Source organism: Citricoccus sp. K5 (genome assembly GCF_902506195.1).
Classification (GTDB): Bacteria; Actinomycetota; Actinomycetes; order Actinomycetales; family Micrococcaceae; genus Citricoccus.
On the sequence record NZ_LR732817.1, the window covers coordinates 1,411,665 to 1,437,322 of the forward strand.

Sequence of the window (25,658 nt, forward strand, 5' to 3'; positions counted from 1 at the left end):
GGGGTACTCCGTGTACCGGGCCACAGAGGGGCCACCGATAGGCCAGCCGGACGACCTTCCGCTCTGGCCTACCTGCTGCTCCGGCCTATTTCCTGTCCTGGTTTCTGCCGTTTCTGCGCTTGGCCGCGTTCTTCTCCCGCTGGTGCAGGACCTTCTCGTGGATGGGGGCATCCGCCGAGGCACGCAGCTTGCGGTAGTACTCAGCGGCCTCGTCCTGACGCCGCGCCTCGTCCCCGGTGGTGATGTCCATCCGCAGATGCTCCTGCTCGTAGCCGAAGGCATCGACCAGGGTCTGCGCGTGCGGACGCAGGCGGGCCGCCAGACGGTTGATGTAGGTTCGCAGGGTGCGTGCACGTTGCGGGGAGATCCGGCCGGTCTCCAAGAACCAGCCCAGGTCGTCCTCGATCACCCGCAAGGCGAAGAGGTTGCGCATCCAGGTCATGACCTGGCGGGTGTGATCGTCCTCGATCTGCTCGATCGCCCGCGTGAACGCCTCCCATTCGAGCAATTCGCCGTGATTGCGGGCGGCATCGATCAGGTCCGCCTGGTGCAGGTTGAAGGTGGCGGCCTGTTCGGCCTGGGACTTCCGAGCCACCGGCATCAGGGCCTGGGCGACGGCCCCGGTCTTGGTCCGCACCCGATCCTCGAGCAGAGCCCTCTGGACCTCGGCATCCTTGAACCAACTGGCGCTCTTGCGCTCCGAGCCCGCATCCTGCACTGACTGCACCACGCGGCGCAGGCCGGACCGGTACACGACGGCCTCGGTGGCCTGGCCCCGGACGTAGCGGGACAGGGCTCCGATGGAGAGGTTGGTCAGGTCCTTGGAGTAGTCAGAGAGCAGTCGTTTGCCGACCAGCTGGAGCAAGACGTTGTTGTCTCCCTCGAAGGTCACGAAGATGTCCAGGTCGTGGCGCAGCGAGGCGAAGCGGTTCTTCGCCATGTATCCCGCACCACCACAGGCCTCACGGGATTCCTGCAGCGTGTCCAGTGCGTTCCAGGTCGCCAGTGGCTTGATGGCCGCGGCCAGTGTCTCGAGTTCCTGCCGGTCCTCGTCGGTGTCTGACTCCCCGGAGAACACGGCGTCGAACTTCTCCAGCAACTCGTTGGCGGCGAAGGTGTCGGCATAGGTCCGGGCGAGGCGATCGATCAGGCGGCGCTGGTGGAGCTGGTAGTCCATCAGCACCTCCTCGTGCGTGTCCGAGGTCGCGTTGAACTGCCGGCGCTGATTGCCGTAGGTGATGGCACCGGTCAGGGCCAGGGCGGAGGCGGAGGCACCGGACAGAGCGAGGGAGACCCTGCCCTGGACCAGGGTGCCGATCATAGTGAAGAACCGGCGGCCGGGGGAGGCGATGTCCGAGGAATAGCCGCCCTTCTCGTCCACGGAGCCGTAGCGGTTCAGCAGGTTGGTACGGGGGATGCGCACGTGGTCGAAGTGCAGCCGGCCGTTGTCGATGCCGTTGAGCCCGCCCTTGTATCCATCGTCCTCGCCACCGATGCCCGGCAGGAAGCCGCCGGTCTCATCACGGAGCGGGACGTAGAAGGCGTGCACCCCGTGGTTGACCCCGCTGGTGATCAGCTGGGCGAAGACCACCGCGGCCTTGCCGTGGAGTGCGGCGTTGCCCAGGAACTCCTTCCAGGCCGCCTTGAAGGGCGTGTGGATCTCGAACTCATCGGTCTCCGGGACGTACGTCGCCGTGGTCGCCAGCGAGGAGACGTCCGAACCGTGGCCGATCTCCGTCATGGCGAAGGCACCCGGCACCTCCAGGCTCATGACGGCGGGCAGGAGGCGCTCGTGGTGCTCCTCCGTGCCCAGGTGCAGGATGGCGGAGCCGAACAGGCCCCACTGCACCCCGGCCTTGATCTGGAGCGACGGGTCGGCACTCACCAGTTCCGCGAACGTGGCGATGTTCCCGCCGTGGTTGTCACTGCCACCGAGATGCCGCGGGAACGCCTTGTTGACCTGACCGCGGTCCACGAGGATGCGCAGCTGACCCAGCACCCGCTCACGGTGGTCCTCCATGGTGAGGTTCTCGATCTTGTGCAGCTCCGGGTCCTTGACGTTCTCCCGTCCCTCCAGCCGGTCCGCGGCCCACCGACCGAGCAGCAGCTGCTGGACGGAGTCCAGGTCCAGTCCGCCGGGCTCTGCCGCGGAGATGGCGCTGAAGGCGCCCTGCGGTTCGGTGTCCGGATTCGCCTGGGTGGGCGGCACCGCGCCGGCCGGTACCGCGGTGGTGCTGGAATCAGAGGTGGTGGTCATGACTGCTCCTGTTCGGGAGTGGGCGGTTCGGTGGACGTGGCTCGTACGGGTTGTACACGGTGATCAGGCGGATCAGGCAGATCGACAGCGGCATAGGTGCCGGACAGGCCCACTGTGAGCCACGCGGTGATCTTGCGGGCCAGCCGACCCGCATCCGGCCGGTCGGCGCCGGATGGGGTGGACAACCAGGATTCTCCGGCCGAGCGGACCATGCCGATGGCGGCCCGCGGCCAGTACCAGGTGGCGGAGGCCGCGGAGGGACGACGGCCCTGCTGGCGCAGGTAGTCGCGGAAGTGGACATCCATGACGGCGGCGATCCGCTCGAAGAAGTCGGCCATCGCGGCCGGCTGCCCACCAGTGGCGCTGGGGCCGCCGGGCCCGCCGGACGGGCCGGACGGGCCGGACCCCTCGGTGGCCTCGGAGGTCTCCGGCGGCAGTCGCGTCGAGAAGGCATAGACATGGGGCGAGGACTCGGCCAGCCTGAGGTACACGGAGACCATCGCGTACAGACCCTCCAGGGCGTTGTCCGAGGTCTCCGCGGCGGCCAGCAGCTCACGTTCCATGAAGTCGATGGCGCGTTCGCCCACGGCGGCCTGCAAACCGTTCTTGTCCCCGAAGTACCGGTAGAAGACGCTCTTGGAGGTTCCGGCATGCGTGGCGATGTCGCCCATGGACGCCTGGGGTCCGAGATCGTGGACGGCGTGGCGGGCGGCCCGGATCAGTTCTGCGCGCCGCTGCAGGCGGTGCTCGTCCCAACGGGTGGCGCGGCCATCCGGCGTATCGGCGTCCTTGACTGCGGTATTCACGATACCGAGCGTATCAGGTACTCTGGGTATCAGTAAGCCCCGTCACGTTGCATCCACGGCCCGCCGTGAAACCCGAAGGGATCACCATGACCGAGAAGACCTCCCCGACCTCCGCGAACATCTCAGCCGCTCCGCAGGACTCACCGCGGATCGCGTCCGGCCAGCCCGCCATCGCCGGGGGCGAGGTGCGGCAGGCCGTCATCATCGGTGGAAACCGCACCCCGTTCGCGCGGTCCCATGGCGCCTATGCCAAGGCGACCAACAAGGACCTGCTGACCTCCGCCCTGAACGGACTCATTGCCCGGTTCGGGCTGCAGGGGGAGCGGATCGGGGAGGTCGCGGCCGGCGCGGTCATCAAGCACAGCAAGGACTTCAACCTGACCCGGGAATCCGTCCTCGGCACCTCGCTGGACCCGGCCACGCCGGCTCACGAGGTCCAGATCGCCTGTGCCACGGGCATGGAGGCCATCGGGGGGCTCGCCAACAAGATCCGACTGGGGCAACTCGACTCGGCCATCGGCGGTGGCGTGGACAGCATCTCCGACGCCCCCATCGTCTTCAACGACGCCGCGCGCGCCGTGCTGATGGAGCTCAACCGCGCCCGCACCACGCAGGACCGGATCAAGGCCGTCCTGAAGTTCCGTCCCGGCCACCTCGCTCCGGAGGCCCCGGGCACCGAGGAGCCCCGCACGGGGCTGTCCATGGGGGAACACCAGGCCCGGACCACACACCAGTGGGGAATCACCCGGCAGGCTCAGGACGAGCTGGCCCTGGCCAGCCACCACCACCTCGCAGCCGCCTATGACCGTGGCTTCTTCGACGATCTCGTGACGCCTTTCGGCACGCTGACCCGGGACAACAACCTGCGTGGGGACACGACGCTCGAGAAGCTCGGCAAGCTCAAGCCCGCCTTCGGCCGCGACCTCGGGGACGAGGCCACCATGACCGCCGGAAACTCCACCCCGCTGACGGACGGGGCCTCGACGGTCCTGCTCGGTTCCGAGGAATGGGCCGCCGAGAGGGGCCTGCCCGTGCTCGCCGACTTCGTGGACTTCGAGACCGGTGCCGTGGACTTCGTGGACGGCAAGGAGGGCTTGCTCATGGCACCGGCCTACGCCCTGTCCCGGCTCCTGCAGCGCCAGGGACTGTCCTTGCAGGACTTCGACTACTACGAGATCCATGAGGCCTTCGCCGGAACAGTCCTGTCCACCCTGAAGGCCTGGGAGGATGAGGACTTCTGCCGAGACCAGCTGGGTCTGGACGCGCCACTGGGAGCCATCGACCGATCCAAACTCAACGTCAACGGCTCCTCGCTGGCAGCCGGTCACCCGTTCGCCGCCACCGGCGGGCGGATCACCGCCACCCTGGCCACGATGCTCCACGAGAAGGGGCCGGGCTCCCTCGGCCTGATCTCGGTCTGCGCAGCCGGCGGCCAGGGCATCGTCGCGATCGTCCGGGGGCGCTGAGCACATGGCCAAGGCACCGCAGACCGATACCTACACCGCACTCGTCAACCAGCCGCTGGGCCAGAAGCTCGCCGGGGCCCTCGGACTGCCCCGGCCGGCTGTCCTCCGGCGCTACGAGCCCGGCCAGACACTCGTGGAGGGCTCCGTGCTCGTCCTCGGCGGCGGCCATGCCGCCGACGAGGCCGCAGCCGTCCTGCTGGACTGGGGACTGGACGTCCGCCGGCAGTCGGCTCCGGCCGACCGCTATGGCGCCGTCGTCGTCTGTTATGACGACGCCGTCACTCCGGCCGACCTGTCCGCCACCACCCTGCAGCTCGGGGCCGTGCAGCGGAAACTGGGCCCGTCGGCCCGCGTGGTCACCGTCTACCGTGATCCGCTCGGATCGGGCCAGCCCGCCGTCCGGGCCGCCCGCCGGGGCGTCGAAGGCCTGACCCGTTCACTCGCCCACGAGATGCGCCGCGGGGCCACCGCCAACGGGATCGTGCTGGGCGAGAACACCGCGCTGTCCACCCCGGGGGCCACCGGGGCGCTGCGCTTCCTGCTCTCGGCCAAGAGCGCCTTCGTCTCCGGCCAGTTCATCCCCGTCTCCTCCGATGCCGGCGCCCTGCCACGAGACTGGGAGAAACCCCTGGCGGGCAAGGTGGCCGTGGTGACCGGTGCCGCCCGGGGCATCGGTGCCGCCATCGCCGCGACCCTGCACCGCGATGGAGCGACCATCGTCGGGGTCGACGTACCGGCCGCCGGCGAGGCCCTGGCCGGCGTCGTCAACTCAATCAACGGCACCGCACTGCAATTGGACATCACCGCGGCCGATGCCGGGGAGCGGATCCTCGCGCACTGCGCTGAGCGCCATGGGCGGCTGGACATCGTGGTGCACAACGCCGGGATCACCCGGGACAAGAAGCTCGCCAACATGGACGCTGCCCGGTGGGACTCCGTGCTCGCCGTGAACATCGAGTCCCAGCTGGCGATGAACCGAGTCTTCCTGGCAGCGACCGGCCAGGGTGTCGTGGCGGACGAGCTGCGGATCGCCTCGCTCGCCTCGACGTCCGGGATCGCGGGCAACGCCGGCCAGACGAACTACGCGGCGTCCAAGGCGGGGGTCATGGGGATGGTCTCCGCCACAGCGGAACTGATGGGCCCCGCCGGAACGGCCGGCGGAGGCACCGTCAACGCGGTGGCCCCCGGCTTCATCGAGACCGAGATGACCGCCCGGATGCCGATGGCCACCCGTGAGGTCGCTCGCCGGTTGAACTCCCTCCAGCAGGGAGGCCGGCCCGTCGACGTGGCGGAGGCCATCGCCTACCTGGTCTCCGATGCGGCTGGCGGGACCTCCGGGGCCACGCTGCGTGTCTGCGGCCAGGGCATGATGGGAGCCTGAGATGGAACGCGAGACCATGACCCCACTGAGCTCGAGCTACCGGTCCGCCCTGTCCACGGCAGCCAAGGACGCGCTGGTCAGACGGAGCCGCCCACAGCAGCTGCCGGGACGGACCGTGGTGGTCCACGACCACGAGATCAGTGCTGAACTCGCCGCCCGGTACGCCCGGATGTTCCACCGGAACGGTCCGGCCCTGGACACAGCCGACCTGCCTTCGGTGCTCGTGCACGTCGCCTCCTTCCCGGCGGCCATGGAACTCATGGCCGATCCGGATTTCCCGCTGCCACTGCTCGGCATGGTCCACCTCCGCAACCGCGTGGTCCACCATGCCCCGGTACCGGCCGGCACCCCGGTGGAGGTGGCCGCCTCGGCCACCCGCCTGAGCGCCCATCCGTCGGGCACCACCGTGGACCTCGTCGTCACCGTCCACGGCCCGGCGCGCGTTGACCGCCCCGCTTACGGCACTGTCAGCGACCCGAGCGACGGGACCGGGGAGCTGCAGCTGTTGTGGGAGGGCACGTCCACGTACCTGGCCGCCGGAGTCCACCTGCCGGCCCATGAGCGCCCGGCCAAGGCCGGTCACCCGCCGTTCACGGCACCGCAGCTGACCGCACAGTGGCGCCTCCCCGCGTCCACCGGTCGGGAGTATGCCGCCGTGTCCGGGGACTTCAACCCGATCCACCTGAATCCGGTGACCGCGAAGCTCCTGGGGCAGAAGGGCATGATCGCCCACGGGATGTACCTGGCCGGGCGGATGCTCGCGGGCCGGGAGCCGGCGGGTGCCGGTCACGAGTGGGAGATCTCCTTCGCCACCCCGGTGCTACTCCCGGGCACGGTGTCCCTGGGCGTCGTCCACGCGGATCGCCGCAACGCTGAAATCACCACCGAGCTCACGACCGAGGTCACGGCGTGGAATGGCCGCACCGGCAGGCCGCACTTCACCGGCTCGATCACGGTCCCGGGCTCAGGTCCGGGACACAGATCGGGGCCGGGGCAGGGCAGGGCGTAGAGGACAGGAGCACGGCCCTACCGGTCGGCGGAGAGCACCTCGTACGCCTCTGACATGTGGGCCGCCATGGCGTCCCAGCCGAACGTCCCGGCCCGGCGCGCCGCCGCCTGGCCCATCCGCCGCCACGCGGGCAGGTCTGCCACGATGCGCTCCAGCTCCTGTGCCCAGGTCTCCGGGTCCAGGCCGTCCACCAGCCGGCCGGTCTCACCGTCCGCCACGGCGTAGGCGAGCCCGCCCACCCGGTGCGCCAGCACGGGGGTCCCGCAGGCCTGGGCCTCGAGGGCTACCAGGCCGAAGGACTCCGAGAAGCTCGGCACGACCACCACGTCCGCAGCCCGGTAGACCTCCGCCAACTCCTGCGCGGACACGGGACCGGAGTCCGCGCACTGACCCTCCAGTCCGGCGGCCGAGACCAGGGCGGGGAGGTCGAGCTCATCCGCGCCCGAGTGGGCACCGGTCAGGTGCAGCTGCACCGGCGGAACACCGGAGGCCCGCCGATTCACCAGGCCTGCGGCCCGAATGGCCACCTGCGGGCCCTTGTGCCCTTGGATACGCCCGGCGAACAGGACCTTGAGCCCGTCCGGCCGACCGGGCCAGTGGGCGCCGCCGTCGGGATGGAAGACGGACGTGTCCACGCCCGGCGGGACCACCCTGATCCGGGCTGGATCGGCTCCGTAGTGGCCCCTCAGCTCGTCCCGCTCGGCCGGGGTGTTGGCCACCAGCAGGTCGGCCGCCGCGGCGATCTGCTGCTCGGCGGCCTCCCGTTCCTCCGACTCGCTGGACCGCGCGTCCCGGGCGTTCTTGACGGCCGCCATGGTGTGCATGGTGTGCACGATCGGTGCGTTCAGGTCTCCGGCCACCGCCATTCCGGCCAGTCCGGAGAGCCAGTAGTGGGAATGCACCACCCAGCGACAGTCGTCCCCGTGGCATCCGCCCGCGGCAGTCAGGGCACCGGGGGCCGCGGCGGCGAAGTCGTCCACCCACCGCGGCAGCTCCTCCTTGGGGACGTCTGCGGCCGGGCCGGCGGGGACCGGGACCACCCGGGCCCGGGCCGCTCCCGGCACGTCGGGCACCGTCAGGTCCTCGACGCGCTGGCCGGTCCGGTCGCGGCGCGTGAGGACCCAGACCGGATGCCCAGCAGCGGCCAGGGTGATGGCCAGCTGACGGACGTAGACGTTCATGCCACCGGCATCACCCTGGCCCGGCTGTGCCAACGGTGAGGTGTGCAGGGACACCATCACCACGCCGAAGGGCCGCGTCACGGTGTGGGACGCCCGTGGTCGGACTGCCGGCCCGAGGTCGGGCGGGAGTTCAGCTCGTGGTGCACCGCGTCCAGTAGTCGGGCGAACCCGGGGACGGAGTCCAGGTCGTCGATGAGCACGGCCCGCCCGGCTGCGTCCGCGAGCGGGATCTCCCAGTTCGGGTATTCGTGCTGCTGGGTGCCCGGCTGGTTCTGGATGCGCCGTTCGCCCACGGCGTCCACCAGCGCGATGCCGTGCAGCAGGGAGGGTGCCTGGGCCAGGTAGCGGTGCAGGGCCACCACAATGTCCGCCACCGCGGTCGGATCGGCTGGGTCAGCCGAGCCAGCTGGGCCAGTCGGGGTGAGGGGTGCCGCGGCCTCGGCGGACAGGAATCCCGCCTCCACGACGGCCTGGAGGAACGCCCGGCGCTCGGCACCGGCCCGGTCCCGCTCGGCGTGGGGATCGCCGGCCACCAGGTCGAGGCGTTCACGCAGGTCCAGGTGCGTGCCGGCCAGGTACCCGGCGGTCGGGGGCAGGTCATGGGTGTTCACGGAGGACAGGCACTGGACCCGGTAGTCCTGGGGCGGCCGGGGCCGGCCGTCCTCCTGCTCGAACCACAGGATCGAGGTGCCCAACAGCCCGCGGTGCGCCAGGTAGTCCTGGACCCACGGTTCGAAGGTGCCCAGGTCCTCGCCCACGACGACGGCCCCCGCGCGTTCCGCCTCGAGCGCCAGGATGCCGATCATCGCCTCGTGATCGTAGGTGACGTACGCGCCCTCGGTGGGGGACTGGCCCACCGGGATCCACCACAGCCGGAACAGCCCCAGGATGTGGTCAACCCGGATGCCGCCCGCGTGGCGCAACACCGAGCGGAGCATGTCGCGGTACGCGCGGTAACCGGTCTCGGCCAGCCGTTCGGGGTGCCACGGTGACTGGGACCAGTCCTGGCCGCGTTGGTTGTACATGTCCGGTGGGGCGCCGACGGACATGGACGAGACGAGCTGGTCCTGCAGCATCCAGGCGTCCGCGTTGTTGCGGTCCGCCCCGACGGCCAGGTCCTGCATCAGTCCCAATCGCATACCCGCCTCCCGGGCCGCCTGCTGCGCCGTGGCCAACTGCGTGTCACACAACCACTGCATCCAGCGGTGGAAGTCGACGTCCTCGGCCAGCTCCTGGCGATACCGCTCGGCCAGCCGACCCCCCGGCGTGAACTCGGGGTCCTGCCAGACAGGATCGGTGGCGTCAAAGACGCTGCGCAGGGCACACCACAGCGCGAAGTCCTCCAGCCCCTGGCCTTCCTGCTCCCGGTAGGCGCGGTAGGCGTGCGCCCGCTCCGGCGGGGCAGTGACCTGATGGAGCCGGCGCAGGGCCGTCAACTTGGCGGCGATGGTGGCGTTGCGGTCCAGGGACTCGGCGTTCGCGTTGTCGGCCTGGCGGGCGGTGGCCAGAGCGTCCACCTCGCGGCGATCACGCGGGTCAAGGGCAGCGTACTCGGCGAGTTCCTCGATGCGCAGGTACATCGGGTTGGTGAACCGGCGGGTCGAGGGGGAGTACGGCGAGGACACCACCGGCGGTCCCGGCGCGGTGGCATGCAGGGGGTTGGACAGGACGTAGTCACCGCCGTGCACGGCGGTCTGGACCGCCAGTGCCGCCAGGTCCCCGAAGTCGCCCACGCCCCAGGAGGCTGAGGACCGTGCCGAGTACAGCTGGACGGACAGCCCCCAGCCGCGCTGATGGCGGTAGGGGTCTGCAGTCGTGAGACGTTCCGGCGTCACGACGAGGGCGGCCTCGACCTCGTTGCCGTCCTCCACCCTGGCGACCAACCGGTGCCATCCCACCGGCAGGTCCCGGGGGAGGCGGAAGGTGACCTGCCCGATCAGCTCGCCGTCGATGTTCTGAGGTTCTGTGAAGTCCTCGAGTTGTTCGAGGGGACTGGTCTCTCCGGTCTCCAGCAAAACCGCGACCGTGATGGCACTCCCGTGGGGGACGTGGACCTGGACCGAGGATCCCGATCCCGCGTGGGAGACCGTGGTGTGCGGCAGCATGCGGCGCCACGGGGCCAACCGCCGTCGCTCCAGTGCCACCTCCAGCCCCGCCGTGCCGTCAGGTTCGACGGTGCAGCCCAGGGCTGCCAGCACCCTGGTCAGCGTGAGGTCGGAGACCAGGTGTTCGTGACCGTCATGACCCCGGTAGGAGGTCTGGATGCCATAGGCGTGGGCCAGCCGCTGGAGCAGGTCGCGGGCTTCGGTCATGGCTGGTGGGCCTCTTTCACGTGCGGGTGCGGCCGGGCCACCGGATCCGGTGCCCCGGTCCGATTATGGCAGGCCATCGCCGGTGGCGGCTCAGCCGCGAGCCAGGGCCGGAGGCAAACAGGCCAGCTGGCGTCCGGACAGTCCCGAGCGGATGCGCCGGGCCTGGTCCGGAGTGTAGTCCGGGGCCACTTCCGTCTTCATCGGTGTGCGCGAGGACCAGGTAAAGGTCACCGAGAAGCGGTCCCGGGCGATCGGCGGTGTAGCCCGGTGGAGCAGACGGCAGTTGTCCGCCACCACGGCCGTCCACTTCGGCCCGGTCGCCGCGGTCACGGCACCCGCGGGGACCATGTCCGCCACCCGGGCATCGTCCACGAAACCGGCCACGTAGTGCAGCCGATCCACGGCGTACAGCGTCTCGGCCAGTGGAATGTAGGCGTACGGCCCACCCTGGTCGTCGACGTCGTTGAGCCACACCAGGATCTTCACGGTGCGCCGGTCCTCGGCATCCCGGTGCCAACGGCGCACGCCCACCGTCTGGTTGTTACCGATCTCGCGTCGTACGTCCGCACCGTAGTAGCGGGCCGGCACACCCAGGTAGTTCTCGACGATGTCCAGCATGCGGTCCTGCAACCCCCACTGCCAGAGAGACAGATCCGCCAGCAGGTCGTCAGTGGAGGGCCGCAGCGTACTGGCACCACCCGTGGGCAGGGCCGCCAACGGGGCCACGAGGCGGTCCAGGGCGGGCTTGAGCGCATCCGTGGTGGGGATGGCGAGATCGTCCAAGGGTCCGATGCGGACACCCTGCCGCTGCAGGGTGGAGACCAGCCCGGCCTGGGCCAGGTCGAGCGGAGGCAGATGCGGCGCCCAATTGCGGCGGCGCTCCTCATGCTTGCCGTCGGCGGCCCAGCGGACCGGCGTGACATTGGTCAGGATCTCCCGCTTGAGTCGATTCGCGAACCGTCCCAAGGGGCCCGCCACGGTCTCGGATGTGATCATGCGACTGAGGTTACAAGCGTGCATCGGCGGTGACGACGGCCATGGTGGCCGACGAGTAGTGGTGGGGTACCAGAGCGTCCGGTCACGTCCCCTATCACGTAGGAACAGCAGGTGCCCAGGTCCGTGGACCTGAAAAGACTGCAGTAGACCGTCAGAGCCGGTCGAAGGGCGCCGCGTACCGAAAGCGGCCGGTGTGTTCGTCGGATGTGGTGAGGGTCCTGACCTGGAAATAGTCGCCCCACGAAGGATCCGGCCCGATCACTCCGGCCAACGCCGCCGGCACGAAGCCGAAACGGGAGTAGTAGGCGGGTTCGCCCAGCAGTCCCACGAGAGACTCGCCCCTCGCCTCAGCGGCACCGAGGACCGCATGCATCAAGGCCGAGCCGATGCCGGAACCCTGCCGGTCCGGGCGAACACTCAGTGGCCCGAGACCGAGCACGGGCCGGCCACCCACAGAGGCACGGGCCGGCCACCCACAGAGGCACGGGTCGCGACGACATGGCCCACCACCAGACCGTCTTCGACGGCGACGAGGGACAGACCGGGGATCCATCCGGCGTCATCGCGTAGCCAACCGACCAGCACGGCCTCGCCCGGGTCTCCGCCGGGCTCCGGGGATGGCGCATGATGTTCGACGCCGCGGAAGGCAGCAGCTGTGACGGAGCGGATCGCCTCACGGTCCTCGGCGCGTTCCGTTCGAATGATCACCATGGATGCCTCCTTGGGGACATGCCCCAGAAACTCGTCCCACCATGGCAAAAACGGGGCTGGTTGTCACCAGCCCCGTTCCTGTTCGCCCCTGAGGTGGGCGTTCGATGTGCGCGGAGGGGGACTTGAACCCCCACGCCCTTGCGGGCACAGCGACCTCAACGCTGCGCGTCTGCCAATTCCGCCACCCGCGCGCACAATCCGGTTCGCACCGGATTTCCGCCGCCTCGAAAGGCAGCGCTGACAATCCTAACACCCTTTTCGCGTGCCTCCGTACACGGTCCGGACACGGGCCGATCCACCTCGCTAGGGTGGCACCATGAGCGCCACCTCCAGCCACGACTTCACGGACGACGTCGTCCGCATCTGCCGAGACCTGATCCGGATCGACACCTCGAATTACGGAGGCAACGATTCCCGGGGAGAACGCGAGGCCGCCGAGTACTGCGCGGCCCTGATGCGGGACGCCGGAATGGAGCCGACGGTCTACGAATCGTCCCCCGGCCGGGCCAGCGTGGTGGGTCGCGTCGCGGGGTGGGACACCCAGGCTCCCGCCCTGATCCTGCACGGCCACCTCGACGTGGTCCCCGCGGACGCCAGCGAGTGGACGGTGGACCCGTTCTCGGCCGAGCTGAGGGATGGGATGATCTGGGGCCGGGGTGCCGTGGACATGAAGGGCATGGATGCCATGATCCTCGCCGTCCTGGGCCACCTGCACCGCACCGGACAGCAGCCGCGCCGGGACCTCATCGTCGCCTTCTTCGCGGACGAGGAGGCCGGCGGCGTCTACGGCGCCCGCTGGATGGTGGACCACCATCCCGAGGTCTTCGCCGGGGCGACGGAGGCCATCAGCGAGGTCGGCGGTTTCTCCACGGACATCCGCGGGCAACGCGCCTACCTCCTGCAGACCGCCGAGAAGGGCCTGGCCTGGCTCAACCTGACCGCCACGGGAGCACCGGGCCACGGATCATCCGTGCATCCCGACAATGCCGTGACCCGGCTGTCCGGAGCCATCGAACGGATCGGCAACCACGCCTGGCCCCTGGACTACACGAAGACCACGCGCGCCCTGCTGGAGCAGGTCGCAGAGATCTGCGGGGTGGATTTCGACGAGGCGGATCCCACGCCCCAGCTCGAGGCCCTCGGCACGGCCTCCCGGTTCGTGGGCTCCACGCTGCGCAACAGCACCAACCCCACAGGACTGACTGCCGGCTACAAGCACAATGTGATCCCGGGCAAGGCGCAGGCCACCGTGGACGTCCGTTTCCTGCCGGGGCAGGAGGAGGAGGTCATGACCACCCTGCGTGAACTCGCCGGCGAGGGAGTGGACTTCAGTCATGAGCACCGGGACATCTCCCTGGAGGTCCCGTTCTCCGGCGACCTCGTGGATCTCATGGTCGACTCCCTCCAGGCGGAGGATCCCGGCGCTCCGGTACTGCCGTTCATGATGTCCGGCGGCACGGACAACAAGTCCCTGTCCCGGCTCGGGATCGCCGGCTACGGCTTCGCCCCCCTGCGGCTCCCCGCCGACCTCGACTTCACCGGGCTGTTCCACGGCATCGACGAGCGCGTCCCCGTCGAGGCCCTCGACTTCGGCTGCCGCGTGCTGCACCGGATGCTCGAACCCCGCTGACATCCGCCATGGCGGAACCGTCACCACCGAGCCGACCGGCCGCCCGAACCCCAGGAGGACCCCCTCATGCCGACCTCGCAGAATCCCCAGCTGGCCGCCGTGGGGACCATCCTGACGGACGACCTCCTCGCCGGGATCCGCGACCGCGCCCCCGGTTTCGACGAGACGAACGCCTTCCCGCAGCAGGACCTGGAGGTCCTGCGGGAGGCGGGGTACCTCGGGGCCCTCGCCCCCACAGCGGCCGGCGGACTGGGCTGGGACGTCTCGACCGTCGTCGCCGCCCAGAGGGTACTGGCCATGCATGCACCGGCGACCGCGCTGGCCGTGAACATGCACCAGATCTGGAACGCCGTGGCCTTCGTCCTGGGACGCCAGGGAGATGACTCCCTGGGCTTCATCCACCGCGAGTCGGCAGCGGGGGAGGTCTTCGCCTTCGGCATCTCCGAGGCGGGCAATGACGCGGTCCTGTTCGACTCGGACACCATGGCCGAGCCCCAGGGTGACGGCTCCTACCGGTTCACCGGGACCAAGATCTTCACCACCCTGTCCCCGGTGTGGGGCCGGCTCGGAATCTTCGGCAAGACGCCCGACGGCGGCCAGCTGGTCTTCGGCTTCCTCGATCGGTCAGCGGGTGGCTGGGAGGCCGACGCCTCCTCCTGGGACATGTTGGGAATGCGGGCCACTCACTCTCACACCACCCGGCTGCAGGGTGCCCTCGTCCCCGCCGACCGGATCGTGAGGCACATCCCCACCGGGCCGAACGCCGACCCGCTCACATTCGGGATCTTCGCGTCCTTCCTGACGTTGGTCGCGGCCGTCTACACGGGAATGGGGGACCGGGCCGTGGAACTGGCCACGCAGAGCCTGGCCCGGAGGACGTCCAAGGTCTCGGGGCGGGCACTGTCCCAGGATCCGGTACTGCGGTACAAGACCGGAGAGGCCGCCCTGCGGCAGCTGGCCGTGGACACCCACTTGCGGTCGGTGGCCGCGGACATCGACGCCGGTGCAGACCTGGGTGCCGAGTGGTTCCCCCGACTGGTGGCGAACAAGACCATGGCCGTCCGTACGGCCAAGGCCCAGGCGGACTTCGCACTCGAGGCCTCCGGGGGCGCCTCCTACCACCGCGGCAACGAGCTGTCCCGCATCTATCGCGATGTCATGGCCGGGGTGTTCCACCCCTCCGATGACGAGTCGGCGCACCAGACTCTCGCGAACCACCTCCTGGGGCCGGTCCAGGGTCCGGAGGCGTAGGTTCAGGCCCGCACGGCCAGGGTCGACCGGACGCGGATGATCCGACGGCGCAGCCAATAGCGCCGGGCGCCGCCGCGATAGAGGACCGTGCGCTGCAATTCCCACTTGCCGTACTCAGCATGCTCCACCACCCGACGCCGGGCCTCGGCCACGGAGTCCCTTGGGGCGACGGTCATCACCAGGTACTCCCAGTGGTCCCGCTGCTCCAGCGACTCCAGACCGCTGGTGATCTCCTGTTCGCGCATCCTTCTCCTTGGGGAACTGACGGGACAACGGACCCGGTCTCCGTGGATCGTGGCCGGTCCTCGACCAGTATCCGGCACGAGCGGGCCCGCTTCCGTGAAACCCTATGCCAGGCCGGGAAAAAACGGCTACCGTGGTGCCATGAGCATCGACCCGCGCGTGGCCCTTGAGGCCCTGGTTTCCGCATTCGAAGAACATCTGGCGGCCGCCACCGGCAAGCGTGACGATGACGATCCCGCGGTCGAGTCGGCTTTCTTCAACGTGGCCGACTCCTTCGAGGCCTACGAGGACGCCCTGTATGCCGCCACCGGTGAGTTCACCCCGCTGGACGTCTATGACGAGGATGACGACGACGAGGACGATCAGGACTCCGGCAGCTGACGGATCTGCCAGCAGGACGGCGAGCACACCTGAGAGCGGATCCAGGAGCGGAACTACGACCACGGGATGATCTTCGTCCCGTTCTTCCAGCGCGGGTGCGTCGCGAAGACAGGGTCCTCGAGCCTGTGACGTAGGGTTCTCTGATGTGAACTGGTTAGAAGCGATCATCCTGGGCCTGGTCCAGGGCTTGACGGAATTCCTTCCCATCTCGTCCTCGGCGCACCTGCGCATCGTCGGCGAATTCCTGCCCGGGGCCGCCGATCCGGGGGCGGCGTTCACCGCCATCACCCAGATCGGCACGGAGCTCGCGGTCCTGATCTTCTTCTGGAAGGACATCGTCCGGATCATCTCGCGCTGGTTCGGCTCCCTGGTCGGCAAGGTGGAACGCAACGACCCGGACGCCCGCATGGGCTGGCTGATCATCATCGGGTCGCTGCCCATCGCCGTGGCAGGCCTGCTCTTCGAGGACTACATCGACACCTCGTTCCGGTCCCTGTGGATCGTCGCCACGATGCTGATCGTCTTCGGCCTGCTGCTGGCGGTCGCCGACGCGCTCGGGCGGCAGACCAAGCCCTTGGAGAAGCTCACGCTCAAAGACGGCATCCTGTTCGGATTGGCGCAGATGATGGCCCTGATCCCCGGTGTCTCCCGGTCCGGCGGCACCATCACGATGGGCCTCGCCCTGGGCTTCACCCGCGAGGCCGCCGCCCGGTACGCCTTCCTGCTGGCCGTTCCGGCCGTCTTCGCGTCCGGCTTCTACAAGCTGTTCCAGGCTCTGGGCGAGCCAGGCGCCTCCGCCGCCTATGGCATGGGGGAGACCCTGGTCGCCACCCTCGTCGCCTTCGCGGTCGGCTATGTCGTCATCGGCTGGCTCATGAAGTTCATTTCAACCCACTCGTTCAGGCCCTTCGTCTGGTACCGCATCGGACTCGGCCTGCTCCTCTACATCCTGCTCGGCTTCGGAGTGATCAACGCCTGATGGAATCCTGGAACACCCCCCTCCCGGCTCGCCTGCCCGTCCAGCCGGACCGGCTCAAGATCCATGACACCTCCTCCCAGGCGGAACGCCATCCGGGCAATCTGGCCGAGGCGTCCCTGTACGTCTGCGGGATCACGCCCTACGACGCGACCCACCTCGGCCACGCGAACACGTACGTGACCTTCGACCTGCTCAACCGCTACTGGCGCGCCTGTGGCCTGCCGGTCACCTACGTGCAGAACGTCACCGATGTGGACGATCCGCTGCTGGAACGGGCGACCGCCACCGGCGTGGACTGGCGGGACCTGGCGGCGGACCAGACCGAGCTGTTCCGCTCGGACATGGAGGCCCTCAATGTCCTGGCCCCGGACCACTATGTCGGCGCCACCGAGACCGTGGACTGGGTGGTCCAGTCCGTCGAGGCCCTCGTGGACAACGGGACCGCCTACGCCGTGCCAGGTGTGGACGGAGGGCCCGACGGCGACGTCTACTTCTCGATCGACGCCGCCGAGGCGGCCACTGACTGGACCCTCGGCAGCATCGGACGCCTCGGGTCCGAGGAGATGTCCGCGGTCTTCCCGGACCGCGGCGGTGACCCGGAGCGCCCAGGAAAACGGCACCCTCTGGATCCCCTGCTGTGGCGCGTGGCCCGCCCCGGCGAACCGACCTGGGACGGCCGCTCCCTGGGCGCCGGCCGGCCGGGTTGGCACATCGAGTGCTCCGCCATTGCCCGGCGGCTGCTTCCGGCGCCCTTCACCGTCCAGGGAGGAGGCTCGGACCTGCGTTTCCCGCACCACGAGTTCAGTGCGGCCCACGCCACCGCCGCGGACGGGAAACCACTGGCCGGTACCTTCGTCCATGCCGGGATGGTCGGCTACGAGGGCGAGAAGATGTCCAAGTCCCTGGGCAACCTCGTCCTGGTCTCCCGGTTGCGCCAGCAGGGCATCGAGGCGGTGGCCATCCGCGCTGCGCTGCTCTCCAACCACTACCGTGCCGACTGGGAGTGGACCCCTGAGCTGTTGCGGCAGGCGATGGACCGAGTGGCCCGGTGGCGCCAGGCCCTCGGACTCGAGACGGCCGAGGACGGTTCCGCCGTACTGGCCGCCGCCCACCGCGCGCTGTCCCACGACCTGGATGCTCCGGCCGCATTGACCGAACTGGACCGCTGGGCGGAACGAGCCCTGGACCGGAATGCCGTGGATCAGTACAGCGCGGCGCCCTCCTCGGACCTTTCGGCCCCGGACGTCCGGACGGTGGCCAACGGCCTGCTCGGCCTGATGCTCTGAGTCGACCTGATGGGGTACGGCTAGTCCCGGCCGCGCCGGCGCAGGTACCGCTCGAACTCCTGGGCGATGGCCTCGCCAGAGGCCTCGGGCAGTTCCTCGGTGTCCCGCGCGCGCTCCAGCTGTTCCACGTAGGCGGCCACGTCGGGGTCCTCACCGGCGAGTTCGTTCACGCCGCGTTCCCAGGCCTCGGCGTCCTCGACGAGCGGCGTGAGGTCCAGGTTCACCTGGACGAGGTCCTCGATCCGGCGCAGCAGGGACAATTCCGCCTTGGGGGAGGGCGCCTGGGAGACATAGTGGGGGACCGTGGCCCACACGGACACCGTCGGCAGTCCCGCCCGCGCGGCCGTGTCCGTCACCACGCCGACGATCCCGGTCGGGCCCTCGTACGTCGGCCGTTGGGCGCCCAGGGCCTCCCGGAGCTCTGGATCCGCGCTGGAGGGCTTGGCCGGCAGTGGCCGGGTGTGCGGGACGTCGGCCAGCAGCGCCCCCAGCATGATCACGGCGTCCACGTTCTGCTCTGCGGCATGGGTCAGCAGTTCGGCCGTGAAGGCCTGCCACCGATAACTGGGCTCGGCTCCGGACACCAGGATGATGTCGAGGCCCTCCACGTCGGTCACCCGGAACATGCGCGTCTGCGGCCAGCACAGCGTGCCGAGCCCATCAGCGTCGCGCACCACCGTGGGTCGGGTGAACTGGTAATCGTAGTAGTCGCCGTCCGTCAGGGAGCCGGCCGCGGCCGCACCCCATTGACGGCGCAACAGTTCGATCGCGCTGGTAGCCGCCTCGCCAGCGTCGTTCCAGCCCTCGAAGGCCGCGACCATGACCACTGGCCGGCGTCCGGAGACCATTCCGGCCAGATGGTCGCGCAGCCCCGACTGCCGGGCTGGTGTTCCGTCCATCTCTGCCATGATGGCCACCCTAGACCCGTGTGAACGTGGGGTGCCAGACGTGTCCCGGACGTGAGCTGGACGTGAGCCCGACCAGAACCGGACTTGAGCTCTCCGGGCCGGCCCCCGTCAGGAGCCCGGCCGTCCGCCACTAGACTGGCAGGCATGCCCATCCGATCCTCCGCAGGCGCTCCGCGCCCCCAGGACCGCCCGACGACCCCGATGCCCGAGCCCGGCCCCGGCGGGGAGGCTGTGCCCGCAGCGGTCCTCTGGGACATGGACGGCACCCTCGTGGACACCGAACCCCTGTGGAACGAGAGCCAGCGTGCCCTCGTGGAGGCCGCCGGTGGGCGCTGGACCACAGAGCTGGCTCACGGGCTGGTGGGTCAGGCGCTGGACCACGGGGCCCGCCTGCTCCAGGAAGCCGGGGTCACGCTCAGCGTGGGGGAGATCATCGAACACACCATGTCGGACGTGGTCAACGGAGTGCGACGATCTGTGCCGTGGCGCCCAGGTGCCCGGGAACTGCTCACCTCGTTGCGGGATGCCGCCGTGCCGTGTGCCCTCGTCACCATGTCCCACGCCCCGCTGGCCGCCGTGGTCGCCGAGTCCGTTCCCACCGGTTCACTCGAGTTCCTCGTCACGGGGGACATGGTCCTGCGGGGCAAGCCGGACCCGGAGCCCTATGTGACGGCACTGGATGTCATGGCGCGCCGCCACGAGAGCCTGGACCGGAGCGGCTGTGTCGCGGTCGAGGACTCGATGCCCGGATTGCTGTCCGCGACCGGCGCGGGCCTGGCCGTCGTGGCGGTCCCGCATGTCCTGGCGCTGCCCGATGACCCACGGTGGGAGAAATGGACCACCCTCGCCGGCCGCACCCCCCGTGACCTCGCCACGGTGGCGGCGCGGATGTCGGCTGCCTCGTGAGCAGCGACACCCTCGAGCCCGGTTCCGACCGCCGCGGGAAGCTCCGCCTCGGCTCACTGATCGGGGTTCCGGTCTACCTGTCCTGGAGCTGGTCGCTCATCGCCCTGTTCGTGGTGGTGCTGTTCGGGCCTCAGGTCCAACGGCTGTTCCCCGAACTGGGTATCGGAGCCTATGGGATCGCCTTCCTCTACGCCGTACTCCTGTTGCTCTCGGTCCTCGTACACGAGTTGGCCCATGCCGCCACCGCCAAGGCGTTCGGCTGGCCCACCACGGAGATCGTCCTCAACCTGTGGGGCGGCCACACCCAGTTCGGCAGTTTCCAGGCCACGCCGGGCCGCTCCCTCGTGACGGCGCTGGCGGGACCCGCCGCCAACGTGCTGCTGGCCCTCGGCGGCCAACTGCTCATGGTCACGTGGGCCCCCGACGGCGTCGGGAGCCTGCTGCTCGGCATCTTCACCTACGCGAACTGGCTGGTGGCGGTCTTCAACGCGCTCCCGGGCCTTCCCCTGGACGGTGGGCGGATCGTCGAATCAGCCGTGTGGGCGGCCACGGGGGACCAGGACAAGGGCACCATCGCCGCGGGCTGGGCCGGGCGCATCATCGTGCTGGCCCTGGTGGTCGGGGTGGTGGTGGTGCCCCTGGTGCAAGGTCGGCCGGCCGACATCCCGCTGATCGTCATCCTGGTGATGGTCGGCTATTTCCTCTGGACCGGCGCCACCGAATCCATCCGTGGCGCCCAGCTCCGGCTGCGGGTCCCGGGCCTGACCGCCGCCCAGCTCATGCACCCGGCCATCGGCGTGCTCCACACCGCCACCGTGGCGGACGTCCGGGGCCGGCCCTCGGGCACGCTCGCGGTGCTCGTGGCCCCCACCGGCCAGCCGGAGGCCATCGTCGACGAGAACGCTCTGGCCCGCGTCCAGGACCAGGACGCCTCGTCCGTCCTGGCAGCGGCCACCGCCCGGGCCCTGACGCACGGCGCCGTAGTCCGCGCCAGCGATGCCGGCCGCCCCCTGGTGGACCGGCTCGCCGCAGTGGACGGCTCGGAATACGCTGTACTGGCGCCGGACGGCACCGTCTGTGGCGTACTCCGCCAACCCGATGTGGTCCAGTGGCTCACCACGGGCCGCCGTCGCTGACCCTCACCACCCACCAGAAGGACCACCGCCGCATGACCGACATCCCCAGCCCCACCGGCGTCAACGAACGCCGTGGCCCCCTGCGCCCCGGCCAGCGGGTCCAGCTCAAGGACGCCAAGGGACGTCTGAACACCATCACCCTCACGGAGGGCGGGCAGTTCCACAGCTATCAGGGCGTCCTGCACCATGACGATCTGATCGGGGGTCCGGACGGCGTGGTGGCGAGGAACTCGGCTGGTCACGAATACCAGGTCCTGCGCCCGTTGATCAGCGACTTCGTCCTGTCCATGCCGCGCGGGGCCACCGTCGTCTATCCCAAGGACTCCGGTCAGATTGTGCAGATGGCGGACATCTTCCCCGGTGCGCGGGTGGTGGAGGCCGGCGTCGGCTCAGGCGGCCTGTCCATCTCCCTGCTGCGCGCGGTGGGTGACGCGGGGGAACTGCACTCCTACGAACGCCGCGAGGAGTTCGCGGACGTGGCCCGCGCCAACGTCCAGACCTTCTTCGGCGGGGAGCACCCGGCCTGGCAGATCCACCTCGGCGACGCACAGGAGGAGATGACCGCGGTCCATGAACCTGGTTCCGTCGACCGCGTGGTGCTGGACATGCTCGCCCCGTGGGAGTGCCTGGACGCGGTCGCGACGGTGCTGGCGCCGGGCGGTGTGTGGATCAACTACGTCGCCACGGCCACCCAACTCTCCCGCGTGGCGGAGGCGATCCGTGAGGACGGACGGTTCACCCAGACCGAGGCCTCGGAGACCATGGTTCGCGGATGGCACCTCGACGGCCTGGCCGTGCGTCCCGATCACCGCATGGTCGCCCACACCGGCTTCCTGCTGGTCTGCCGCCGCCTGGCCACCGGCCAGGAGGCCCTGGCCCTGAAGAAGCGCTCCAAGGTCTCCGAGTTCAAGGCCGTGGACGTGGAGGCCTGGCAACCGGAGGACGAATCACGCTGGACCCCGCAGGCACTGGGCGAACGCCCCGTGACGGACAAGAAGGCGCGTAAAGCGGCCCGCGAGGCGGCGTCCATGGAGCAGAGGGGCGCGCGACGCCACCTTGCGGACACGGATCCCGGTGAGGGCCCGGCCGCCGCTGCAGATCCGACGGCGCCGGTGGAGCCGGTCGACCCGGCGGATCTCTGACCGACGGACCGTCCACCGGCCCAGCCCTTGGTTACGCCACCAGCCAAGCGCACCACAGCGTTCGTGGACAGGCCTAGGATGGATAGGTAAGGCTGACCTCAGGTATTCCCCGATCCGGTTGGCCGGAAAGGTATCCGTGAGCGATCCCACCACTGCCGGAACCACGCCGATGGAGTCCGGCCTGACGCAGCAGCTGGATGCGGCGAAGCGTCGCGCCTCCACCCTCGTGGAGAAGAACCGGACGCTCGAATACCAGTTGCAGACCGCCGCACGGAACAACCGCCGCATGGTCGACCTGCTGGAGGAGACCCGGGACGAGATCACCACGCTCAAGGCCGCCCTGGAGCTCGACGGGGAGGCCCCGTTCGCCTTCGCCACGGTCCTGGAGGTCCACCCGGCCCGCGAGCCCGTCGAGGGCGTCGAGATCGCGGCGACGGTGCAGGGTGGCGTGGACGTCGTCCACAACGGCCGCCGGATGCGGGTGACCGCATCCCCCCTGTTGGAGCCCGCCCGGATCACCCCCGGCTCCGACGTGCTGCTGAACGAGTCCCTGACCATCGTGTCCGTGCTCGAGGCCGAACGGGCCGGGGAGCTGGTCCGGGTGAAGGAGACCTTGGACGACGGCCTGCTGGTCGTCGTCGGGCGCGGAGACGAGGAACGCGTGGTGCGCCGGTCGCACCGCCTCTCGGGTCAGCGCATCCGCGTCGGGGACGCCGTCACCTATGACTCGCGCACCGGCCAGGCCCTCGATGTCGTCCCGCTGAACGAGGTCCAGGACGTGGTTCTCGAGGAACTCCCCGATGTCAGCTACGAGGACATCGGGGGCCTGCGGGACCAGATCGAACAGATCCGCGACTCCATCGAGATGCCCTTCCTGCACCCGGGCCTGTACCGCGAGCACGGGCTCAAGGCCCCCAAGGGCATCCTGCTCTACGGGCCTCCGGGAACCGGCAAGACCCTGATCGCCAAGGCCGTGGCCTCCTCCCTGGCCGCACGCTCCACGGAGGAGCGCCGCTCCTACTTCCTCAACATCAAGGGCCCCGAGCTGCTGAACAAGTATGTGGGGGAGACGGAACGGCACATCCGCACCATCTTCGCCCGCGCCCGCGAGAAGGCCTCCGACGGGTACCCGGTCGTGGTGTTCTTCGACGAGATGGAGTCGCTGTTCCGCACCCGCGGCTCCGGCGTCTCCTCGGACGTGGAGACCACGATCGTTCCCCAGCTGCTGGCTGAGATCGATGGCGTGGAACGACTGGACAACGTCATCGTCATCGGCGCCTCGAACCGCGAGGACATGATCGACCCGGCAATCCTCCGCCCCGGCCGCCTGGACGTGAAGATCCGTGTCTCCCGGCCGGACGCCGAGGGCGCCGCGGACATCTTCGGCAAGTACCTCACCACCGCCCTGCCCCTGCACGCCGCCGAACTGGAGCGTCACGGCAGCCGGGCGGACACCGTCGCTGCGATGATCGCCACCGTCACGGACCACCTGTTCACCCGGGGCCCGGAGACCGAGTACCTCGAGGTCACCTACGTGGACGGCACCACTCGGACGCTGTACTTCGCCGATTTCACCTCCGGTGCCGTCATCGCGAACATCGTGGACCGGGCCAAGAAACAGGCCATCAAGGACTACCTGACCGCCGGCTCCACCGAGGAGGCCAAGGGGCTGCGCACCGCGCACCTGCTGCAGGCCGTCCAGGACGAGTTCACCGAGCAGGAGGATCTCCCGAACAACACCTCACCCGAGGAGTGGGCCCGGGTCTCCGGTCACCGCGGCGGACGCGTCGCCGGGATCCGGATGCTGGTCCGCCATGGTTCCCCGAATTCCGCAGAGTCCAGGACCTCGAATGAGGGCCCCGGCAACTCCGGCGCCCCTGGCATCACTGGGATCCCGGTGGGCCCCGGCACGACGACGGCGAGCGCCTCCCAGCAGGGGGCACGGTGACGCACGTGCCCCCACCCCCGGACAGTGCGGCCGGCGTCGGGCCCGTGGTGGCGGACCGGCACGGGCTGGTCCCGGCCGATGCCGTGCTTCCGGCGGGCCGCGACACCGCCGGCTGGGGAGTTCACCGGGTGATGGGGCTGGAGACCGAGTACGGCGTCCATGCCCCCGCCAACCCCGGTGCCGGCCACTCCGTGCTCTCTGTGGAGGTGGTCAACGCCTATGCGGACCTCGTGACGTCCCAGGGCGGGACCGTGGCGGGCACGGAATGGGACTACGGGGAGGAATCCCCGCTCGTGGACGCCCGCGGCTGGCAGCTGCCCCGCTCGGCGGCCCATCCCACGCAGTTGACGGATCAGCCACTGATGGGCGAGGACGGCAGTCCCGTGCACCTGCTGACGAACCTGGTGCTGCCCAACGGGGCCCGCCTCTACGTGGACCATGCCCATCCCGAGTACTCCTCACCCGAGACCACGAACCCGTTGGACGCCATGGTGTGGGACCAGGCGGGTGACTTGGTGGCGTTGGCCGCCTCGCAGCGCATCGCCGCGGCACCGGGGGAGCCCCAGGTGCTGCTGTACAAGAACAACACGGACAACAAATCGGTGTCCTACGGCGCCCACGAGAACTACCTGGTGGCCCGCAGCCTGGACTTCGAGGAACTCGCACAGCGCCTGGTGCCGTTCTTCACGGCCCGGCAGGTGATCTGCGGGGCAGGTCGCGTCGGGCTTGGCGTCACCGGGTCGAGCCCCGGGTTCCAGATCAGCCAGCGGGCGGACTTCTTCGAGGAGCAGGTCGGCCTGGAGACCACAGTGCGGCGGCCCATCGTGAACACGAGGGACGAGCCGCATGCCGACGCCGACCGGTACCGCCGGCTGCACGTGATCATCGGGGACGCCAACCTCTCGCAGTACGCGACCTGGCTGCGCTGCGGGATGACCGCCCTCGTGCTCTCCATGATCGAGCTCGGCACCGCGCCGGAGGTGGAGCTCCTGGACCCCGTGACGGCCCTGCAGCGGATCAGCCACGATCCCACCCTGCAGGCCACCGTCCCCCTGGTGCGTCCCCTGGAGGGTGCCGTCCCGGGCGGTCGCCGTGAGGCCACCGGGCTGGAGATCATGCGCGTCTATCTCGAGGCCGCCGAGCGGCATGTCCACCGTTTCGGCATGGGGGACCAGGCCACGCTGGACGTCCTGAATGCCTGGCGGGAGTCCGTCGAGACTCTCGGGACTGATCCGGCCGCCATGGCCGACCGGCTGGACTGGGTGGCCAAGTACCAGCTGCTGTCCGGGTACCGGCAGCGCCACGGCCTGGGCTGGGACGATCCCCGCGTCGGCATGATGGACCTGCAGTATGCGGACCTGCGGCCGGACAAGGGGCTCTACCAGGCGATGCTGCGCCGTGGCTCGCTCCGCAGGCTGGTGCCGGACGAGAGGATCCGCGACGCCGTCGGCTCGCCTCCGCGGGACACCCGGGCCTGGGCACGCGGCCGGACGGTGGACGTGTTCGGACGCCACGTGGTCGGAGCCAGTTGGGACACCCTCCTGGTGCGTGAGGACGGCGAGGGCCCCCTCTACCGGTTCCATCAGCGAGAGCCGCTGGCCGGCTCGGCAGAACAAATGTCCGGGGTGTTCGAGGAGCCGGTGGCGGAGGGTTCCTACGGACGGCTGCTCGAGGCCCTGTCCCGGGTGCAGGCCGGCCCGCAACGGCATCACGGACACCCCTGACTCCG

Annotated in this window: 22 protein-coding genes and 1 tRNA gene; 13 read left to right on the plus strand and 10 right to left on the minus strand. The window is 69.7% G+C overall.

From position 1 onward, the window contains the following. Positions 1 to 85: 85 nt before the first annotated feature. Positions 86 to 2,257, minus strand: coding sequence for an acyl-CoA dehydrogenase (locus tag BOSE125_RS06325; protein WP_159551014.1), 2,172 nt, complete (start codon positions 2,255 to 2,257; stop codon positions 86 to 88). Then, entirely contained in the window at positions 2,254 to 3,063 is an 810-nt protein-coding gene (locus tag BOSE125_RS06330; protein WP_236557844.1) for a TetR/AcrR family transcriptional regulator, read from the minus strand. Before BOSE125_RS06330 ends, BOSE125_RS06325 begins: the two co-directional genes overlap by 4 nt. Before the next feature lie 86 nt (positions 3,064 to 3,149). Between BOSE125_RS06330 and BOSE125_RS06335 the strand changes: the two genes are divergently transcribed. The 3 genes from BOSE125_RS06335 to BOSE125_RS06345 are packed head-to-tail and all read left to right on the plus strand — an operon-like array spanning position 3,150 to position 6,919. After that, positions 3,150 to 4,529: an acetyl-CoA C-acetyltransferase gene (locus tag BOSE125_RS06335; protein WP_159551016.1), complete on the plus strand. Its 1,380-nt coding sequence runs from the start codon at positions 3,150 to 3,152 to the stop codon at positions 4,527 to 4,529. A gap of 4 nt (positions 4,530 to 4,533) precedes the next feature. After that, positions 4,534 to 5,910: a 3-oxoacyl-ACP reductase gene (locus tag BOSE125_RS06340; protein ID WP_159551018.1), complete on the plus strand. Its 1,377-nt coding sequence runs from the start codon at positions 4,534 to 4,536 to the stop codon at positions 5,908 to 5,910. Between the two features lie 16 nt (positions 5,911 to 5,926). After that, positions 5,927 to 6,919, plus strand: coding sequence for a MaoC/PaaZ C-terminal domain-containing protein (locus tag BOSE125_RS06345; protein ID WP_159551020.1), 993 nt, complete (start codon positions 5,927 to 5,929; stop codon positions 6,917 to 6,919). Between the two features lie 17 nt (positions 6,920 to 6,936). Here BOSE125_RS06345 and BOSE125_RS06350 read toward each other — a convergent pair whose 3' ends face one another. From BOSE125_RS06350 to BOSE125_RS06375, 6 genes are all read right to left on the minus strand, one after another. Beyond that, on the minus strand, positions 6,937 to 8,181 hold the full coding sequence (locus BOSE125_RS06350) for a glycosyltransferase (protein ID WP_236557845.1): 1,245 nt from the start codon (positions 8,179 to 8,181) through the stop codon (positions 6,937 to 6,939). Next, the gene (gene malQ / locus BOSE125_RS06355) at positions 8,178 to 10,412 is read right to left on the minus strand and encodes a 4-alpha-glucanotransferase (RefSeq protein WP_159551022.1); all 2,235 of its coding nucleotides are present in this window, start codon (positions 10,410 to 10,412) and stop codon (positions 8,178 to 8,180) included. Before malQ ends, BOSE125_RS06350 begins: the two co-directional genes overlap by 4 nt. A gap of 90 nt (positions 10,413 to 10,502) precedes the next feature. Then, a complete protein-coding gene (locus tag BOSE125_RS06360; protein WP_159551024.1) occupies positions 10,503 to 11,408 on the minus strand; it encodes a hypothetical protein in 906 nt (301 codons plus the stop codon). Between the two features lie 151 nt (positions 11,409 to 11,559). After that, positions 11,560 to 11,862 (minus strand): GNAT family N-acetyltransferase, encoded by a 303-nt coding sequence (locus BOSE125_RS06365; protein ID WP_236557846.1) that lies wholly within the window; start codon positions 11,860 to 11,862, stop codon positions 11,560 to 11,562. Further along, positions 11,826 to 12,119 carry a hypothetical protein gene (locus BOSE125_RS06370; RefSeq protein ID WP_201301150.1) on the minus strand — a complete coding sequence of 98 codons (294 nt, stop codon included), beginning with the start codon at positions 12,117 to 12,119 and terminating at the stop codon, positions 11,826 to 11,828. Before BOSE125_RS06370 ends, BOSE125_RS06365 begins: the two co-directional genes overlap by 37 nt. A 107-nt stretch (positions 12,120 to 12,226) precedes the next feature. Further along, positions 12,227 to 12,310: transfer RNA gene (locus tag BOSE125_RS06375), tRNA-Leu, on the minus strand. 125 nt (positions 12,311 to 12,435) lie between these two features. Here BOSE125_RS06375 and BOSE125_RS06380 point away from each other — a divergent pair. Together BOSE125_RS06380 and BOSE125_RS06385 are read left to right on the plus strand one after the other, a co-directional pair. Next, positions 12,436 to 13,749, plus strand: coding sequence for a M20/M25/M40 family metallo-hydrolase (locus tag BOSE125_RS06380; protein WP_159551026.1), 1,314 nt, complete (start codon positions 12,436 to 12,438; stop codon positions 13,747 to 13,749). A 66-nt stretch (positions 13,750 to 13,815) separates the two neighbouring features. Next, entirely contained in the window at positions 13,816 to 15,000 is a 1,185-nt protein-coding gene (locus tag BOSE125_RS06385; protein ID WP_159551028.1) for an acyl-CoA dehydrogenase family protein, read from the plus strand. A gap of 2 nt (positions 15,001 to 15,002) precedes the next feature. Here BOSE125_RS06385 and BOSE125_RS06390 read toward each other — a convergent pair whose 3' ends face one another. After that, complete coding sequence (locus tag BOSE125_RS06390; RefSeq protein WP_159551030.1) at positions 15,003 to 15,245, minus strand: DUF5703 family protein; 243 nt, start codon at positions 15,243 to 15,245, stop codon at positions 15,003 to 15,005. Positions 15,246 to 15,384: 139 nt separating this feature from the next. On the opposite strand from BOSE125_RS06390, the gene BOSE125_RS06395 reads away from it, so the two are divergent. The 3 genes from BOSE125_RS06395 (at position 15,385) to mshC (ending at position 17,889) form a co-directional block, all read left to right on the plus strand. Next, a complete protein-coding gene (locus BOSE125_RS06395; protein ID WP_159551032.1) occupies positions 15,385 to 15,624 on the plus strand; it encodes a hypothetical protein in 240 nt (79 codons plus the stop codon). A gap of 145 nt (positions 15,625 to 15,769) precedes the next feature. Further along, a complete protein-coding gene (locus BOSE125_RS06400) occupies positions 15,770 to 16,603 on the plus strand; it encodes an undecaprenyl-diphosphate phosphatase (protein WP_159551034.1) in 834 nt (277 codons plus the stop codon). Beyond that, entirely contained in the window at positions 16,603 to 17,889 is a 1,287-nt protein-coding gene (gene mshC, locus BOSE125_RS06405; RefSeq protein WP_159551036.1) for a cysteine--1-D-myo-inosityl 2-amino-2-deoxy-alpha-D-glucopyranoside ligase, read from the plus strand. Before BOSE125_RS06400 ends, mshC begins: the two co-directional genes overlap by 1 nt. A gap of 20 nt (positions 17,890 to 17,909) precedes the next feature. Here mshC and BOSE125_RS06410 read toward each other — a convergent pair whose 3' ends face one another. Further along, positions 17,910 to 18,797, minus strand: coding sequence for a PAC2 family protein (locus BOSE125_RS06410; protein WP_159551038.1), 888 nt, complete (start codon positions 18,795 to 18,797; stop codon positions 17,910 to 17,912). A gap of 144 nt (positions 18,798 to 18,941) precedes the next feature. On the opposite strand from BOSE125_RS06410, the gene BOSE125_RS06415 reads away from it, so the two are divergent. The 5 genes from BOSE125_RS06415 (at position 18,942) to dop (ending at position 25,653) form a co-directional block, all read left to right on the plus strand. Then, positions 18,942 to 19,703: an HAD family phosphatase gene (locus BOSE125_RS06415; protein ID WP_159551040.1), complete on the plus strand. Its 762-nt coding sequence runs from the start codon at positions 18,942 to 18,944 to the stop codon at positions 19,701 to 19,703. Further along, positions 19,700 to 20,839, plus strand: a complete 1,140-nt coding sequence (locus BOSE125_RS06420) for a site-2 protease family protein (RefSeq protein ID WP_159551042.1) — start codon at positions 19,700 to 19,702, stop codon at positions 20,837 to 20,839. The genes BOSE125_RS06415 and BOSE125_RS06420 overlap by 4 nt, the downstream gene beginning before the upstream one ends. A 32-nt stretch (positions 20,840 to 20,871) precedes the next feature. Further along, positions 20,872 to 21,981, plus strand: coding sequence for a tRNA (adenine-N1)-methyltransferase (locus BOSE125_RS06425; protein WP_159551044.1), 1,110 nt, complete (start codon positions 20,872 to 20,874; stop codon positions 21,979 to 21,981). A 169-nt stretch (positions 21,982 to 22,150) separates the two neighbouring features. Next, a complete protein-coding gene (gene arc / locus BOSE125_RS06430; protein ID WP_159554814.1) occupies positions 22,151 to 23,929 on the plus strand; it encodes a proteasome ATPase in 1,779 nt (592 codons plus the stop codon). Positions 23,930 to 24,060: 131 nt separating this feature from the next. Beyond that, positions 24,061 to 25,653 carry a depupylase/deamidase Dop gene (gene dop, locus BOSE125_RS06435; protein ID WP_159554816.1) on the plus strand — a complete coding sequence of 531 codons (1,593 nt, stop codon included), beginning with the start codon at positions 24,061 to 24,063 and terminating at the stop codon, positions 25,651 to 25,653. Positions 25,654 to 25,658: the final 5 nt, after the last annotated feature.

What these genes read in the sequence shown, in the direction of transcription:
- BOSE125_RS06385 (WP_159551028.1), top strand. Translation starts at nt 13,816, where the DNA reads ATGCCGACCTCGCAGAATCCCCAGCTGGCCGCCGTGGGGACCATCCTG.
- BOSE125_RS06410 (WP_159551038.1), bottom strand. Translation starts at nt 18,797, where the DNA reads ATGGCAGAGATGGACGGAACACCAGCCCGGCAGTCGGGGCTGCGCGAC.
- BOSE125_RS06345 (WP_159551020.1), top strand. Translation starts at nt 5,927, where the DNA reads ATGACCCCACTGAGCTCGAGCTACCGGTCCGCCCTGTCCACGGCAGCC.
- BOSE125_RS06335 (WP_159551016.1), top strand. Translation starts at nt 3,150, where the DNA reads ATGACCGAGAAGACCTCCCCGACCTCCGCGAACATCTCAGCCGCTCCG.
- BOSE125_RS06380 (WP_159551026.1), top strand. Translation starts at nt 12,436, where the DNA reads ATGAGCGCCACCTCCAGCCACGACTTCACGGACGACGTCGTCCGCATC.
- mshC (WP_159551036.1), top strand. Translation starts at nt 16,603, where the DNA reads ATGGAATCCTGGAACACCCCCCTCCCGGCTCGCCTGCCCGTCCAGCCG.
- BOSE125_RS06360 (WP_159551024.1), bottom strand. Translation starts at nt 11,408, where the DNA reads ATGATCACATCCGAGACCGTGGCGGGCCCCTTGGGACGGTTCGCGAAT.
- arc (WP_159554814.1), top strand. Translation starts at nt 22,151, where the DNA reads ATGGAGTCCGGCCTGACGCAGCAGCTGGATGCGGCGAAGCGTCGCGCC.
- dop (WP_159554816.1), top strand. Translation starts at nt 24,061, where the DNA reads ATGGGGCTGGAGACCGAGTACGGCGTCCATGCCCCCGCCAACCCCGGT.
- BOSE125_RS06370 (WP_201301150.1), bottom strand. Translation starts at nt 12,119, where the DNA reads ATGGTGATCATTCGAACGGAACGCGCCGAGGACCGTGAGGCGATCCGC.
- BOSE125_RS06425 (WP_159551044.1), top strand. Translation starts at nt 20,872, where the DNA reads ATGACCGACATCCCCAGCCCCACCGGCGTCAACGAACGCCGTGGCCCC.
- BOSE125_RS06340 (WP_159551018.1), top strand. Translation starts at nt 4,534, where the DNA reads ATGGCCAAGGCACCGCAGACCGATACCTACACCGCACTCGTCAACCAG.
- BOSE125_RS06395 (WP_159551032.1), top strand. Translation starts at nt 15,385, where the DNA reads ATGAGCATCGACCCGCGCGTGGCCCTTGAGGCCCTGGTTTCCGCATTC.
- BOSE125_RS06415 (WP_159551040.1), top strand. Translation starts at nt 18,942, where the DNA reads ATGCCCATCCGATCCTCCGCAGGCGCTCCGCGCCCCCAGGACCGCCCG.
- malQ (WP_159551022.1), bottom strand. Translation starts at nt 10,412, where the DNA reads ATGACCGAAGCCCGCGACCTGCTCCAGCGGCTGGCCCACGCCTATGGC.
- BOSE125_RS06390 (WP_159551030.1), bottom strand. Translation starts at nt 15,245, where the DNA reads ATGCGCGAACAGGAGATCACCAGCGGTCTGGAGTCGCTGGAGCAGCGG.
- BOSE125_RS06325 (WP_159551014.1), bottom strand. Translation starts at nt 2,257, where the DNA reads ATGACCACCACCTCTGATTCCAGCACCACCGCGGTACCGGCCGGCGCG.